Annotated in this window: 12 protein-coding genes; 6 read left to right on the top strand and 6 right to left on the bottom strand. The window is 72.1% G+C overall.

Features of this window, described 5'->3' with window-relative positions; translation table 11 throughout:
* Positions 1-13 precede the first annotated feature (13 nt).
* The 5 genes from ACIO9J_RS17235 to leuA form a co-directional block, all read right to left on the bottom strand.
* Complete coding sequence (locus ACIO9J_RS17235; RefSeq protein WP_401999386.1) at positions 14-694, bottom strand: response regulator; 681 nt, start codon at positions 692-694, stop codon at positions 14-16.
* Between the two features lie 25 nt (positions 695-719).
* Positions 720-2,051 (bottom strand): sensor histidine kinase, encoded by a 1,332-nt coding sequence (locus tag ACIO9J_RS17230; protein WP_401999383.1) that lies wholly within the window; start codon positions 2,049-2,051, stop codon positions 720-722.
* Entirely contained in the window at positions 2,048-4,138 is a 2,091-nt protein-coding gene (locus tag ACIO9J_RS17225) for an MMPL family transporter (protein ID WP_401999380.1), read from the bottom strand. Before ACIO9J_RS17225 ends, ACIO9J_RS17230 begins: the two co-directional genes overlap by 4 nt.
* A 172-nt stretch (positions 4,139-4,310) precedes the next feature.
* Complete coding sequence (locus tag ACIO9J_RS17220; protein WP_402001044.1) at positions 4,311-5,051, bottom strand: TerB family tellurite resistance protein; 741 nt, start codon at positions 5,049-5,051, stop codon at positions 4,311-4,313.
* A 171-nt stretch (positions 5,052-5,222) separates the two neighbouring features.
* Positions 5,223-6,953, bottom strand: coding sequence for a 2-isopropylmalate synthase (leuA, locus tag ACIO9J_RS17215; protein ID WP_401999377.1), 1,731 nt, complete (start codon positions 6,951-6,953; stop codon positions 5,223-5,225).
* Between the two features lie 335 nt (positions 6,954-7,288).
* Here leuA and ACIO9J_RS17210 point away from each other — a divergent pair, with 335 nt between their 5' ends.
* From ACIO9J_RS17210 to ACIO9J_RS17195, 4 genes are all read left to right on the top strand, one after another.
* A complete protein-coding gene (locus ACIO9J_RS17210; RefSeq protein WP_401999374.1) occupies positions 7,289-8,365 on the top strand; it encodes a M4 family metallopeptidase in 1,077 nt (358 codons plus the stop codon).
* Positions 8,366-8,409: 44 nt separating this feature from the next.
* Positions 8,410-8,676 carry a protealysin inhibitor emfourin gene (locus tag ACIO9J_RS17205; protein ID WP_401999371.1) on the top strand — a complete coding sequence of 89 codons (267 nt, stop codon included), beginning with the start codon at positions 8,410-8,412 and terminating at the stop codon, positions 8,674-8,676.
* 140 nt (positions 8,677-8,816) lie between these two features.
* Positions 8,817-10,169 carry a GH1 family beta-glucosidase gene (locus tag ACIO9J_RS17200; protein ID WP_401999368.1) on the top strand — a complete coding sequence of 451 codons (1,353 nt, stop codon included), beginning with the start codon at positions 8,817-8,819 and terminating at the stop codon, positions 10,167-10,169.
* Positions 10,166-11,404: an MFS transporter gene (locus ACIO9J_RS17195; protein WP_401999365.1), complete on the top strand. Its 1,239-nt coding sequence runs from the start codon at positions 10,166-10,168 to the stop codon at positions 11,402-11,404. Before ACIO9J_RS17200 ends, ACIO9J_RS17195 begins: the two co-directional genes overlap by 4 nt.
* 63 nt (positions 11,405-11,467) lie before the next feature.
* On the opposite strand, the gene era is transcribed toward ACIO9J_RS17195, so the two are convergent.
* Positions 11,468-12,430 (bottom strand): GTPase Era, encoded by a 963-nt coding sequence (era, locus tag ACIO9J_RS17190; RefSeq protein WP_401999362.1) that lies wholly within the window; start codon positions 12,428-12,430, stop codon positions 11,468-11,470.
* Between the two features lie 189 nt (positions 12,431-12,619).
* Between era and ACIO9J_RS17185 the strand changes: the two genes are divergently transcribed.
* Both ACIO9J_RS17185 and ACIO9J_RS17180 read left to right on the top strand, forming a co-directional pair.
* The gene (locus tag ACIO9J_RS17185) at positions 12,620-13,927 is read left to right on the top strand and encodes an ammonium transporter (protein WP_401999359.1); all 1,308 of its coding nucleotides are present in this window, start codon (positions 12,620-12,622) and stop codon (positions 13,925-13,927) included.
* On the top strand, positions 13,924-14,262 hold the full coding sequence (locus ACIO9J_RS17180; protein WP_401999356.1) for a P-II family nitrogen regulator: 339 nt from the start codon (positions 13,924-13,926) through the stop codon (positions 14,260-14,262). Before ACIO9J_RS17185 ends, ACIO9J_RS17180 begins: the two co-directional genes overlap by 4 nt.
* The last annotated feature ends 20 nt before the right edge of the window (positions 14,263-14,282 follow it).

Genomic DNA, 14,282 nt, shown 5'->3' with positions numbered 1-14,282 from the left:
GCACCGCGAGGGCTCACGACGAGGGCACGGATCCCGGCGACACGAGCCCCGACTCGTAGGCCACGATGACGAGTTGGGCGCGGTCGCGTGCGCCCAGCTTCCCCATGATGCGGCTCACGTGGGTCTTCGCGGTCAGCGGGCTCAGCCCGAGCGTCTCGGCGATCTCCGTGTTGTTCAGGCCGCGCGCGACGAGCCGCAGCACCTGCCGCTCCCGCTCCGAGAGCCCTTCGGGGCCGCCCGCCCCGGTCAGCTCGGCGGCGTCCGGCGCCCGCAGGACCCGGGCGATCAGCCGTGCCGTGGGCCCCGGCGACAGCAGTGACTCGCCGGCCGCCACCGTGCGGATCGCGTCCAGGAGTTCGGCGGGCCTGGTGTCCTTGACCAGGAAGCCGGACGCGCCCGCGCGCAGCGCGTCGACGACGTGCTCGTCCGTGTCGTACGTCGTGAGCATCAGGACCCTGACGTCCGCGAGGTCCGGGTCCGCCGCGAGCAGCCGCGTCGCCTCGATGCCGTCGAGGTCGGGCATGCGGATGTCCATGACGACGAGGTCGGGCCGTGCGGCGCGGGCGAGTTCGACGGCCGAGCGGCCGGTGCCCGCCTGCCCGACTACCTCCATGCCGGGCGCCGAATCGACGAGCATCGCGAACGCGGCACGCACCAGCGTCTGGTCGTCGGCGAGCAGCACACGCACGGTCATCTCGGGCCTCCTGAGCCGGAGTTCATCATGTCAGGCCGCCCAGGGACACCGGCGCGAGGGGCAGCACGGCCGACACCAGGAAGCCGCCGCCTGGCCGCGGCCCCGCCTCCAGCGTGCCGCCGACGGTGCGGGCCCGCTCGCGCATCCCGACGAGGCCGAACCCCGGTGCGTGGGAAGGCTCTTCGGCCCCGGCGCCGTCGTCGGCGACCGTCACGTTCAGCGCCTCGTCCGCGACCCGCACGGCGACGCGGACGGCGAGGCCGGGACCCGCGTGCCGTACGGCGTTGGTGAGCGCCTCCTGCACGATGCGGTAGACGGCGGCGCCCACCACGGGCGGCGCCTCGCACACGGCCACCGAGAGCTCCACGTCGGCGCCCGCCGTGCGGGCCGCCGCCGCGAGGTCGGGCAGGCCGTCCAGGCCGGGCAGCGGGCCCCTGGCCTCCGCGGCGTCCCCCTCGGTTCCCGACCTCAACACCTCCAGGGTGGCGCGGAGTTCGCCCCGCGCGCTGCGGCAGGTCTCCGCGACGTCGTCGAGCGCCTTGGCCACGGCCGCCCGGTCCAGGCGGTCCGGGTCGGTGGCCAGGACGTGCGCGGCCACCGACGTCTGGACGCCGACCAGGGTGATGCTGTGCGCGAGCAGGTCGTGCAGATCGCGGGCCACCCGCAGCCGTTCCTCGGCGACCCGGCGCCGGGCCTCCTCCTCGCGGGTGCGCTCGGCGCGCTCGGCCCGCTCAAGGACGGAGGCGACGTACTGCCGGTGCATGCGCACGTACACGCCGAGCAGCAGGAAGGCCACGATCCAGCCGGAGATCCGCAGCGACTCGGCGCCCTGGGCCATGCCCTCGGAGAACTTCAGGCTGAGCATCACGGTGAGCACGACCGCGCCGACGAGTACGGCGTACAGCGGGCGGCGCCGCGAGGCGACCGTGTAGAGGGCGCACATCGAGACCGCCATGGGGGCGGTGTGGTTGACGTCCAGGAGGTGGTACGACATCAGGATCGCGATCAGCGCGACCATGACGCCGAGCGGCGCGCGCCGCCGCCACACGATGACGGCGTGGGCCGCGACGAGCAGCGTCCAGCCCGCCGCGCCGGGCGGCTCGCCGTTGTCGCGCACGAACCCCACGACGGCGCCGCTGCTCGCGAACATCACCAGGGCGAACAGGACGTCGGCGCCGAGCCGTCCGGCGGGCGCGGGCATGGCGGCCACCCGCTCGACCAGGCGGAGACCGGGCATCCGCTCGACCAGGCGCGGGCGCGCGCGCCCGGAGGGGTTCACGGTGTCGTCCACCGCCTCATCCTGCGGCACGCGGGCGCCCCTCCGGGAGGGGAGGGACGCCCTGGATACGAAGGTCACGGCGCGGGCACCCGTACGGGTTCGGGCCGCGGCTCCCCGACGGCACGCGGCCTGGCGAGCGGCCCTGGCCACCACACCTTCCTGCCGAGCGCCACGCTCGCGCTCGTCACCAGGTACGTACGCACCAGGAAGGTGTCGAGCAGCACGCCGACCGCGATGACGAAGCCCAGCTCGACGAGTTGGACCAGCGGCATGTTGGTGAGCACCGCGAACGTGGCGGCGAGCACCAGGCCCGCGGAGGCGATGACGCCGCCGGTGGTGCGCAGTGCGGTGAGCGCGGCCGTCCCCGGTTCGGCCCCGTTCAGGCACTCCTCACGCATCCGGTGCATCAGGAAGATCCCGTAGTCGACCCCGAGTGCGACGAGGAACACGAACGAGAGCAGGCCGAGCCCCGGGTCGGTGCCCCCGAACCCGAAGAGCGGTTCGAAGACGAACCCGGCGATGCCCAGCGAGGCGCCCCAGACGGCGATGACCGCGGCGAGCAGCAGCAGCGGCGCGACGAGGCTGCGCAGCAGGACGACGAGGATCAGCAGCACGGCCGCGAGCACCAGCGGCACCACGATCGTCCGGTCCCGCGCGCTGGTGTCCTTCAGGTCGAGCTGCTGGGCGCTGGCCCCGCCGACGTAGGACCCGTCGAGCCCGTCCCTGAGCGCCTCGATGGTGGCGGTCTCCCCCGCCGACTCGGGCGGCGCCGACGCGAGCACGGAGATCTCCGTCCAGCCCTCGGCCGTACGGCCGCGTGCCGCGCTGTCGACGCCCCGGGTGGCCCGGATCTCCGCGAGGGACGCGTCGGCCCGCGCGGCCGGTGTCATCACGGTGAGGGGCTGGGTGCCCTGCTCGGGATAGGCGGCGGCGAGGGTCTCCATGGCGGCCACGGAGTCCGGCTTCTTCGTGAAGGAGTCCTCCTGCTTGAGGGCGCCCGGCAGGTTGAACGCGCCGAGCGCGAGTGCCCCGAGCAGCACGGCGCCGCCCGCGAGCACGGTGAGCGGCCGCCGCCCCGCCGAACCGCCCATCGCCGCGAAGAGCCCGCGCCGCGCCTTGGGCACGCTGCCGAAGGCGGGCACGAGCGGCCAGAACACGCGCCGCCCGAGCAGCACGAGGACCGCGGGCAGCAGGGTCAGCATCGTGGCGAGCGCGCAGAGCACCCCGACGGTGCCGAGCGGCCCCATGCCCCTGCTGCTGTTGAGGTCGGCGGCGAGCAGGCAGAGCAGCCCCGCGGCGACGGTCCCCGACGAGGCGAGCACGGCGGGCCCGCAGCCGCGCAGCGCGGCCACCATGGCGTCGTAGGGCCGCTCGATCCGCCTGAGCTCCTCCCGATAGCGGGAGACGAGCAGCAGCGCGTAGTCGGTGCCCGCGCCGAACACGAGGATGGTCATGACGCCCGCGCTCTGCCCGGTGACGGACGTCCCGAAGGCCTGGTTCAGTCCGTACGCGACGGCCATCGCGAAGTAGTCCGCGACCCCGGCGACGGCGAGCGGCACGAGCCACAGGAACGGGCTGCGGTAGATGAGGATCAGGAGCAGCGCGACCACGGCGGCGGTGGTGTAGAGCAGCGGCCCGCCGAGCGAGTCGTAGACCTCCCCCGCGTCGGTGTCGAGCGCCCCGGATCCCCCGACGTCGACGCTCAGCCCGCCCTCGCCCCTGGCGATGTCCCGCACGTCCTCGACGAGCGCGTTCCGCTTCTCCTCGTCCTGTCCAGGATCGGTGCTCGCGACCGGGTAGACGAGGGTGGTGCCGTCCTTGGAGGGCACGCCGCGAGGCTCGGAGACGAGTTCGTGGGCCCCCGCTATCTCGGCGGCCTGCGCACCGGCGAGCCGGCGGTCGGCGGCGGTGAGCCCGCCGTCGCGGTGGTAGACGAGCACCAGCTCGGTGGCCTCGCCCCCGGGCAACCGGTCCTGGATCTCGGCGACTTCGGTCGAGTCGGCGCTCGCGGGCAGATAGTCGACCGGCCGGTCCTTCTGCACATCGGCGAGCTTCGCCGCGAACGGCGAGGCGAGCGCGAGCACCACGACCCAGAGCCCCAGAAACACCCAGGGCACGGCGCGCCGCCGCCGTGGCGAGGCGACGCTGTTCGGTGCGGCCCCCATGACGGGCCTCCTTCGGCAGGGATGACATGTTCAACGTCAACCCTTCCGGCACCCGCCCCTCGTTCCGTCCGGCTCGCGACCGAGTTGAGGGGTACGGCGTACGGAGGCCGGGGGTGGGGATTACTCCCGGCGGAGTACGCGCGGTGAAGTCGGCGCGGCGGTCACGGGGCCCTCAGGAGGGCGTGCGCGCCGCCACCAGGAGCCGGGCCACGTCGTCCGAGCCGATCGTCAGCGCGCAGCCCGCCGTGGCGAGTACGTCGCGTTCGGCGGGGGTGTAGGGGCCGTCGGCGAGGGCGATCCTGGCGCCCTGGAGGAGCAGCGCCTCGCGGCCCGCGGGGGCCAGGTGCGGGGCGAGCGGGCCGAGTGCCTCGTGGAGTTCGATGGCGAGGCCGGGGATCGCGGGGCCGCAGTCGGGGTCGGTGGCGCGGCCGGTGTCGGCGGCGAGCGCGTCGACGAGGGCGCTGAGCTCGTCGCGGGTGCAGTCGTCGAAGCCGGCGCCGCGCAGCGCGGCGACGGCGGTCTCCAGGGTGGTGCGGGAGGCGGCGCCGCCGGTGGACAGGACGGCGAGGACGACGGTGTGCACGGCTTCGCGGAGCATCGCGGAGAGCCGGGTGGTGGTGGGGTGGTCCAGGACGTCGGGGTCGAACAGGTCCTGGCAGGCGGCGCACTGGATGACCGGGCCCGCGTCGCCGCGCGGCACGACCGGCAGGCCCAGCAGCATGAAGCGGCGCCGCCCGGTGAGCCGCTGGTAGTTGCGGTCGCCGCCGCAGCCGGGGCAGAAGAACTCGCCGTCGCCGACGGAGTCCCAGGCCGTGTGGATGCCGATGACGCGCCGGAAGAGGGCATGCCCGCGTGTGACGGGCGTGCCGAAGATGCGCGCTTTCCGGCCGTTTCGTCCCCGATCTGGCAGCACCACGCACCTCCGTAACTCCCCGGCTGCATTGCCGCGTTGGCGTGATGTTAGCCACATTGATGATGTGGCGTCAGCACCTCGCACAGGAGATCGAGCGGGACATGGCCGGGACACGACGCGGCCCCGCCCGCCCGATCGGCGGCCGGGGCCGGGAAAGCGCCGGTCAGCGCGTCAGCGCGCGGCCCGGTTCACGGCGGAGACGACGGCCTTGAGCGACGCACGTGTCGTATTCGCGTCGATGCCGATGCCCCACAGGACCTTCTCGCCGATCGCGCACTCGATGTACGAGGCGGCCTGCGCGGACGCGCCCTCGCTCATCGTGTGCTCCTGGTAGTCGAGCAGGCGTACGTCGACGCCGATCCCCTGCAGCGCGTCGAAGAACGCGGAGATCGGCCCGTTGCCGGAGCCGGTCAGTACGGTGTCCGCGCCGTCCAGCGTGGCCTCGACGGTCAGCGTGTCGACGCCGTCCTTGTCGGTCGTCGTCTGGCCGTTCTTGACCTGAATCCGACCCCACTGAGCCGCGGCGTTGCCCGGGTTGGGCAGGTACTCGTCCTGGAAGACGCTCCAGATGGCGCCCGGCGTGACCTCGCCGCCCTCGGCGTCGGTCTTCGCCTGGATGATCCGTGAGAACTCGATCTGCATCCGGCGGGGCAGGTCCAGCTTGTGGTCGTTCTGCAGGACGTACGCGATGCCGCCCTTGCCCGACTGGGAGTTGACGCGGATGACGGCCTCGTAGGACCGGCCGACGTCCTTGGGGTCGATGGGCAGGTACGGCACGGCCCACTCGATGTCGTCGATCGTCTTGCCCTGGCCCGCCGCGCGGGTCTCCATCGCGTCGAAGCCCTTCTTGATGGCGTCCTGGTGGGAGCCGGAGAAGGCGGTGTAGACGAGGTCGCCCGCGTAGGGGTGGCGCGGGTGGATCTCCATCTGGTTGCAGTACTCGGCCGTACGGCGGATCTCGTCGATGTCCGAGAAGTCGATCTGCGGGTCGACGCCCTGGCTGAACAGGTTCATGCCCAGCGTCACCAGGTCGACGTTGCCGGTGCGCTCGCCCTGGCCGAACAGGCAGCCCTCGACGCGGTCGCCGCCGGCCATCACGGCCAGCTCGGCGGCGGCGACGGCGGTGCCGCGGTCGTTGTGCGGGTGGATGGACAGACAGACGAACTCGCGCCGGGACAGGTTGCGGGACATCCACTCGAAGCGGTCCGCGTGCGTGGAGGGCGTCGAACGCTCCACCGTGGCGGGCAGGTTGAGGATGATCTCGCGCTCGGCGTCGGGCTGCCAGACGTCCATGACGCCCTCGCAGACCTCCAGGGCGAAGTCCAGCTCGGTGTCGGTGAAGATCTCCGGGCTGTACTGGTAGCCGAAGGCCGTCCGGTCGTCCAGCAGCTTGTCGGCGTACTCCATGACCAGCCGGGTGCCGTCCACGGCGATCTGCTTCACGGCGTCGCGCGAGCCGCGGAAGACGACGTCGCGCCAGACGGGCGCGGTCGCGTTGTACAGGTGCACGGTGGCGCGCCTCGCGCCCTTCAGGGACTCGACCGTGCGCTCGATCAGCTCCTCGCGCGCCTGGGTCAGGACGGAGATCGTCACGTCCTCGGGGATCGCGTCCTCGTCCTCGATGATCGACCGTACGAAGTCGAAGTCGGTCTGGCCCGATGACGGGAAACCGACCTCGATCTCCTTGTAGCCCATCCGCACCAGCAGGTCGAACATCGCGCGCTTGCGGGCCGGGGACATCGGGTCGATCAGGGCCTGGTTGCCGTCGCGCAGGTCGGTGGAGAGCCAGCGGGGGGCGACGGTGATCCGGTTGTCCGGCCACGTGCGGTCGGGGATGTCGACCTGCTCGTACCTGCCGTACTTGTGGACAGGCATGGAGGTGGGGCGCTGGAAGTTCGGCATCTGCGGGGCTCCTCGGAAGTGTCCTGAAGGACGGCCGACGGTCTTAGCGCAACGCCGAACTCCGCGGGGAGGGGGTCGGCCTCGTCTACAGGCCCTCGCCGCGGCAGCTAAGGAGAAGCAGCCCGAATCGCATGATGTGCCGCAGCCTAGCCGAGCGGCGCGCTGTGCGCGGGCCCGTATCAGTATGCGGGACCGACGTCAGATTCCGGCCAAAAGGTGCGGTATCCCACGGGGACGGTCACGACGGGGTCACCTTCCGGCCCCCGTATACCTCTATTTCACTAATCATGGTTGCAGGTAGTGACAGCGGCATGACCCAGTGCCACATTGCCGCCATGACCGCGAACCCAACGGGCTTCGAGCCCGTTTTCTGCAGCATCGTGCCGCCGCACGTCCTGGACACCCTCGCCCAGAGCCAGGACCCCGCGCTCGCCGCGCCCGCCCGCCGCACCCTGCAGCGGGACGCCTTCGAGCGCACCCAGCGCCGCCTGACGACCGTCGTCGGCGCACCCAGCGTGAGCCCGCCCAAGGAAGCCGCCGCGGGCAAGCCCCACCGCACCATCTACGACGCCAGGCACCGCACGGAGCTCCCGGGCCGCAAGGTGCGCGGCGAGAGCGACAAGCCCGGCAAGGACGCCACGGTCAACCGCGCGTTCGCGGGCCTCGGCGCGACCTTCGAGCTCTACCTGAAGTCCTACGAGCGCGACTCCATCGACGGCAGCGGTCTGCCGCTGAACGCCACCGTGCACTACTCCGAGGAGTACAACAACGCCTTCTGGAACGGCGAGCAGATGGTGTTCGGCGACGGTGACGGCGAGATCTTCCTCGACTTCACCATCCCGGTCGACGTCATCGGCCACGAGCTGACGCACGGCGTCACGCAGTACACCGCGAACCTGACGTACTTCGGGCAGCCCGGCGCCCTGAACGAGTCGCTCTCGGACGTCTTCGGTTCGATGATCAAGCAGTACGCGCTCGGCCAGACCGCCCAGGAGGCCGACTGGCTGATCGGCGCCGGCCTGCTCGCCCCGCGCGTCACCGGCAAGGCGCTGCGCTCCATGAAGGAGCCCGGCACGGCGTACGACGACGACGTGCTCGGCAAGGACCCGCAGCCCGCCGACATGGACCACTACGTGAAGACCGGCCGCGACAACGGCGGCGTGCACATCAACTCCGGCATCCCCAACCGCGCCTTCTTCCTGGTCGCCGACGCCCTCGGCGGGCACTCCTGGGAGCGCGCGGGACAGATCTGGTACGCCGTCCTGACCGGCGGCGAGCTGGCGCAGGACGCGTCGTTCACGGACTTCGCGAAGCTGACGGTCGCCGCGGCACGCGCGAAGTACGGCGACGGCGACGAGCTCAAGGCCGTCATCGACGCGTGGTCCACGGTGAAGGTCCCCGCCACCGACTGACCGTCGCGCTACCCGCCGCCCACGCGGTGGAGTAGACAGGACCCATGCGTATCCAGGTGAAGCGCACGGGAGGATTCGCGGGCATCGACCGGCACGCCGAGGTGGACACCTCGCGGCTGGCCGATGCCCCCGAATGGCACGCCCTGGCCGAACAGGCCTTGGCCGACGGCCGCGGCACCCCGTCGATAGGGGTACCGGACGGCTTCAACTACCAGCTGACGGTGGACGGGCGCACGGTGTACTGCTCGGACCCGCGCCTGACCGAGCCGCAGCGCAAGCTGATCTCGCGGGTCTTGAAGGAGGGTGCCTAGGAGGCGCCCCCGTAAGGGGCGCGGGGAACTGCGCGACAAGCCACGGCGGGCCTGCGGATTACCGGGAAACCTGAGCCTTGTTCATCTTTTCCGCGCATGGCCATTGACTTCCGTACCTACCGGTACGGAAGATCCCGCCCATGGCAGCGAGCGCGGCGATACCCCAGTTCCCCCACGACTTCCTGTGGGGCGTGTCCACATCGGCCCACCAGATCGAGGGCGCCGCCGACGAGCGCGGCGCCTCGGTGTGGGACGCGTTCACCGCCGTCCCCGGCAACGTCAAGGACGGCAGCACGGCCGCCGTCGCCTGCGACCACTACCACCGCTACCGCGAAGACGTCGCCCTCATCAGGGAGTTGGGCGTCGGCGCCTACCGCTTCTCGGTCTCCTGGCCGCGCGTCCTGCCCACCGGGTCCGGCGCCGTGGACCCGGCGGGCCTCGACTTCTACGACCGCCTCGTGGACGAGCTGTGCGCGGCGGGCGTACGCCCCGTGCCCACCCTCTTCCACTGGGACACCCCGCTCGTGGTGCAGGAGGCGGGCGGCTGGCTGAAGCGGTCGACGGCCGGCCGGTTCGCCGAGTACGCCGCCGTCGTCGCGGCCAGGATCGGCGACCGCGTCAGCCACTGGATCACCCTCAACGAACCCGCCGAACACACCCTGCTCGGCCACGCTCTCGGCCAGCACGCGCCCGGCGAGCGGCTCCTCTTCGACGCGCTCCCCGTCGCCCACCACCAACTGCTCGCGCACGGCCTCGCCGTACGGGCGCTGCGCGCGGCGGGCGCGCGTGACATCGGCATCGCCAACTCGCACGGCCCGACCTGGCCCGCCTCGCCCGACGCGCAGGACACGGCGGCGGCCGACTTCTACGACGTACTCCTCAACCGGCTCTTCGCCGACCCGCTGCTCCTCGGCCACTACCCGGACGGCATGGGCGAGTTGATGCCCTCGCCCGATCTCGAAGCCGACCTGAAGGCCATCGCCGAGCCGCTCGACTGGTACGGGATCAATTTCTACCAGCCGACGAAGGTGGGCGCCCCGCTGCCCGAGGGCACCGCCGCCGAGTTCTCCGGCGTCACGCTCCCGCCCGAACTCCCCTTCTCCCCCAGGCAGATCGAGGGCTACCCGGTCACCGACTTCGGCTGGCCGGTGGTCCCCGACGCGCTCACCGAACTCCTCACCGCCTTCCGCGACCGCTACGGCGACCGTCTCCCGCCCCTGGTCATCACCGAGAACGGCTGCTCGTACGAGGGGCTCGACGACCAGGACCGGATCGCCTACCTCGACGGCCATCTGCGGGCGCTGCACCGGGCGTTGACGGCGGGCGTGGACGTGCGCGGGTACTTCGTCTGGTCCCTGCTCGACAACTTCGAGTGGGCCGAGGGCTACCGGCGCCGCTTCGGCCTCGTCCACGTCGACTACGACACCCTGACGCGCACCCCGAAGGCGTCCTACCACTGGCTGCGCGAGGCCCTGCGGGCGCAGCGCCCATGACCGCCACCGCGCTGCGGGAGCCGACCGAGCGGGTCGGCAGGTCCTGGACCGGCGCGCTGTCCCTCGCCAACGGCGCGATCTGGGTGGGCTGGTACGGGCCGCTGCAGATCCTGCTCGCCGTGCAGGCGGAGGACCTCGCGCCTGCGGGCACCTCCAAGGAGACCGTCCTGGCCTGGGTCACCGGCGTCGGCGCGGTGGTCTCCCTCGCCGCGAACCCGCTCTTCGGCGCGCTCTCGGACCGCACCACCGCCCGCCGGGGCCGGCGCACCCCGTGGATCGTGGCGGGCACGGCGGGCGGCGCGGCCGCGCTGCTGCTGCTCTCCGCCGCGGGCTCGGTCTGGTCGATGGCGGCGGGCTGGTGCCTGGTCCAGCTCACCCTGAACGCCGCGTTCGCCGCCGTCACGGCCGCCGTCCCCGACCGGGTGCCGCGCGCGCAGCGCGGCTCGGTCGGCGGCTGGCTCGGCGCGGCGCAACTGCTCGGCGTGGTGGTGGGCACGGGACTGGCGACGGTGGCGGGCGGCACGGTGGCGGGGTACGCGGCGTGCGCGGTCTTCACCGTCGCGGGCGTGCTCCCCTACGTCGTACGCCACCGGGACCTGCGCCTGCCGCGCGCCGACCGGCCGCCGTGGAACGGGCGGGAGTTCCTGAAGAGCTTCTGGCTGAGCCCGCGCCGCCACCCCGACCTGGCCTGGGCCTGGCTCACCCGGTTCCTGATCAACGTCGGCAACTCGGTGGTCCTGCTCTACCTGCTGTACTTCCTGCGCGACCGCCTGCACCACGCGGACCCCGAGCAGGGCGTGCTCGTCCTCACCGCCGTGAACGGCGTGACCATGCTCGCCACGGTCGTCGTCGGCGGCGCCTGGTCGGACCGGGTGGGCCGCCGCAAGCCCTTCGTGATCTGGGCGGGCACGCTGATGGCGGTGGCGACGGGCCTGCTCGCGCTCTGGCAGACCTGGCCCGGCGCGATCGTCGCCGCGGCGGTCCTCGGCATCGGCTTCGGCGTCTTCACGTCCGTGGACTTCGCCCTGATGACCGACGTGCTCCCCGAGGCCCTCGACCGGGGCAAGGACCTCGGCGTCATCAACATCGCCAACTCCCTCCCCCAGGTCGCGGCCCCGGCGATCGCGGCCCCGATCGTCACGTACCTGGGCGGCTACCGGGTCCTGTACCTGACGGCGGCGGTGGTGGGACTGGCGGGGGCGGTGCTGGTCCGCAGGATCAGGGGCGTGGAATAGGCGCCCCTTGAGGGGCGCGGGGAACTGCGCGACAAGCCACGACGAGCCCGCAGTCGAAAACCCTCAGAACCCGAGCTTGCGGAGCTGGCGAGGATCCCGCTGCCAGTCCTTCGCCACCTTGACGTGCAGATCAAGGAAGACCGGCGTACCCAGCAGCGCCTCGATCTGCTTGCGGGACTTGATGCCCACGTCCTTGAGCCGCTTGCCCTTCGGGCCGATGATGATGCCCTTCTGGCTGGGCCGCTCGATGTAGACGAACGCGTGGATGTCCAGGAGCGGCTTGTCGGCCGGGCGGTCCTCGCGCGGGAGCATCTCCTCGACGACGACGGCGATGGAGTGCGGCAGCTCGTCCCGCACGCCTTCGAGCGCCGCCTCACGGATCAGCTCGGCGACCATGACCTGCTCGGGCTCGTCCGTGAGGTCGCCCTCGGGGTAGAGCGCGGGCCCCTCGGGCAGCAGCGGCACGATCAGGTCGGCGAGGAGGCCGACCTGCTTGTCGCCGACCGCGGAGACGGGGATGATCTCGGCCCACTCGAAGCCGAGCTCCTTGCCGAGCTGGTCGATGGCGATGAGCTGCTCGGCGAGCGCCTTGCTGTCGACGAGGTCCGTCTTGGTGACGATCGCGATCTTCGGCGTCTTCTTGATGGACGCGAGTTCCTTGGCGATGAACCGGTCACCGGGGCCGAGCTTCTCGTTCGCGGGCAGACAGAAGCCGATGACGTCGACCTCGGCCCAGGTGGTGCGCACCACGTCGTTGAGACGCTCACCGAGCAGCGTGCGCGGCTTGTGCAGCCCCGGCGTGTCCACCAGGATCAGCTGGGCGTCCTCGCGGTGCACGATGCCGCGCACGGTGTGCCGCGTGGTCTGCGGCTGGTCGGCGGTGATCGCCACCTTCTTGCCGACCAGAGCGTTCGTCAGGGTGGACTTGCCCGCGTTGGGGCGGCCGACGAAGCAGGCGAAGCCGGCCCGGTGGGCGGCCTCGGACGACGCGGCTGAAGACGGATTACGAACGCTCATGGCGCCCATTGTCCCTGATCCCCGGAGCACCGCCGCACCGCACGCCCCCACGGGCCCGCCCACGCGCCCCACCGCCCCCGTCCGGGCCCCCGCCCGCGCGCCCGCGCACACGCCCACCGGCACGCCCGCACCGGACGAAACACGGCGGAAACCCCGAGGTGCGCGAACCGAAACGCGGACCCGTGACCCTCTTCCCCCATGTCCCCCCTGACGACCCTCGCCGCCCCCCACCCCGACACCGGCGACACGGCCTGGCTGCTCGCCGCGACCGCGCTGGTCCTCCTGATGACCCCGGGCCTCGCCCTCTTCTACGGCGGCATGGTCCGCACGAAGAGCGTCCTGAACATGCTGCTCATGTCCTTCGTGTCGATCGCCCTGGTCACCGTGGTGTGGCTGCTCGCGGGCTACTCGCTGGCCTTCGGCGACGACACCTTCGCGGGCCTGATCGGCGGCCCCGACCACATCGGCATGGCGGGCATCGGCCCCGGCACCCTGACCGGCACCGTCCCCACCCTCCTCTTCACCACCTTCCAGCTGACCTTCGCGATCATCACGGCGGCGCTGATCAGCGGCGCGATCGCGGACCGCACGAAGTTCGCGGCCTGGCTGGTCTTCGTACCGGTGTGGACGCTGCTCGTATACGTTCCCGTGGCGCACTGGGTGTGGGGCCCGGACGGCTGGATCGCGCACTCCCTCGGCGCCCTGGACTTCGCGGGCGGTCTGGTCGTGGAGATCGCGTCGGGTGCGTCGGGCCTGGCCCTGTGCCTGGTGCTCGGCCCCCGCATCGGCTTCAAGAAGGAGGCGATGCGCCCGCACAACCTCCCCATGGTCCTGATGGGCGCGGGCCTGCTCTGGTTCGGCTGGCTCGGCTTCAACGGCGGCTCGGCCCTCGGTGCCAACGGCCTCGCGGCGGCCTCGCTCCTGAACACCCTGGTCGCCGGCTGCACGGGCCTGCTCGGCTGGCTCTTCGTCGAGCAGCGCAGGGACGGCCACCCCACCACCTTCGGCGCCGCGTCCGGCGCGGTCGCGGGCCTGGTCGCGATCACTCCCTCGTGCGGCGTGGTCGGCATCCCCGGCGCGGCGGCGATCGGCCTGGCGGCGGGCGTCGTCTGCTCGTACGCGGTGGCGTGGAAGTTCCGCGCCGGATACGACGACTCGCTCGACGTCGTGGGCGTGCACCTGGTGGGCGGGGTGATCGGCACGCTCCTGATCGGCCTGTTCGCCACGGCCACGATGACCGACGGCGCGGAGGGCCTGCTCTACGGGGGCGGCGCGGCCCAGTTGGGCAAGCAGACGGTGGCGGTCCTGGCGGTGGCGGCGTACACGTTCGCCGTCACGTACGGCATCGGAAAGGCCATCGACAAGCTGCTCGGCTTCCGCGCCAGCGCCGAGCACGAACTGACCGGCCTCGACCAGACACAGCACGCCGAGAGCGCCTACGATCACGGCGTCCTGACGAGCCCCGTGGGCTCCGCGTCGGTCAAGAAGGGGAGCCCCGCCGCATGAAGCTGATCACCGCGGTCATCAAGCCGTTCCGCCTGGACGAGGTGAAGACGGCACTCCAGGAACTCGGCATCGACGGCCTCACCGTCACCGAGGCCAGCGGCTACGGCCGCCAGCGCGGCCACACGGAGGTCTACCGGGGCGCGGAGTACCAGGTCGACCTGGTCCCCAAGGTCCGCATCGAGGTGGTGGTCCCCGACCTCGACGCGGACCCCACGATCGACGCGATCGTCCGCGCGGCCCACACGGGCAAGATCGGCGACGGCAAGGTCTGGTCGGTCCCGGTGGACACGGTGGTGCGGGTGCGGACGGGGGAACGGGGCCCGGACGCGGTGTAGGAGTATCAGCCCGTCCGGCG

The organism is Streptomyces sp. NPDC087300 (genome assembly GCF_044744425.1).
Classification (GTDB): Bacteria; Actinomycetota; Actinomycetes; order Streptomycetales; family Streptomycetaceae; genus Streptomyces.
This window is presented reverse-complemented; position numbering and strand designations above follow the sequence as displayed.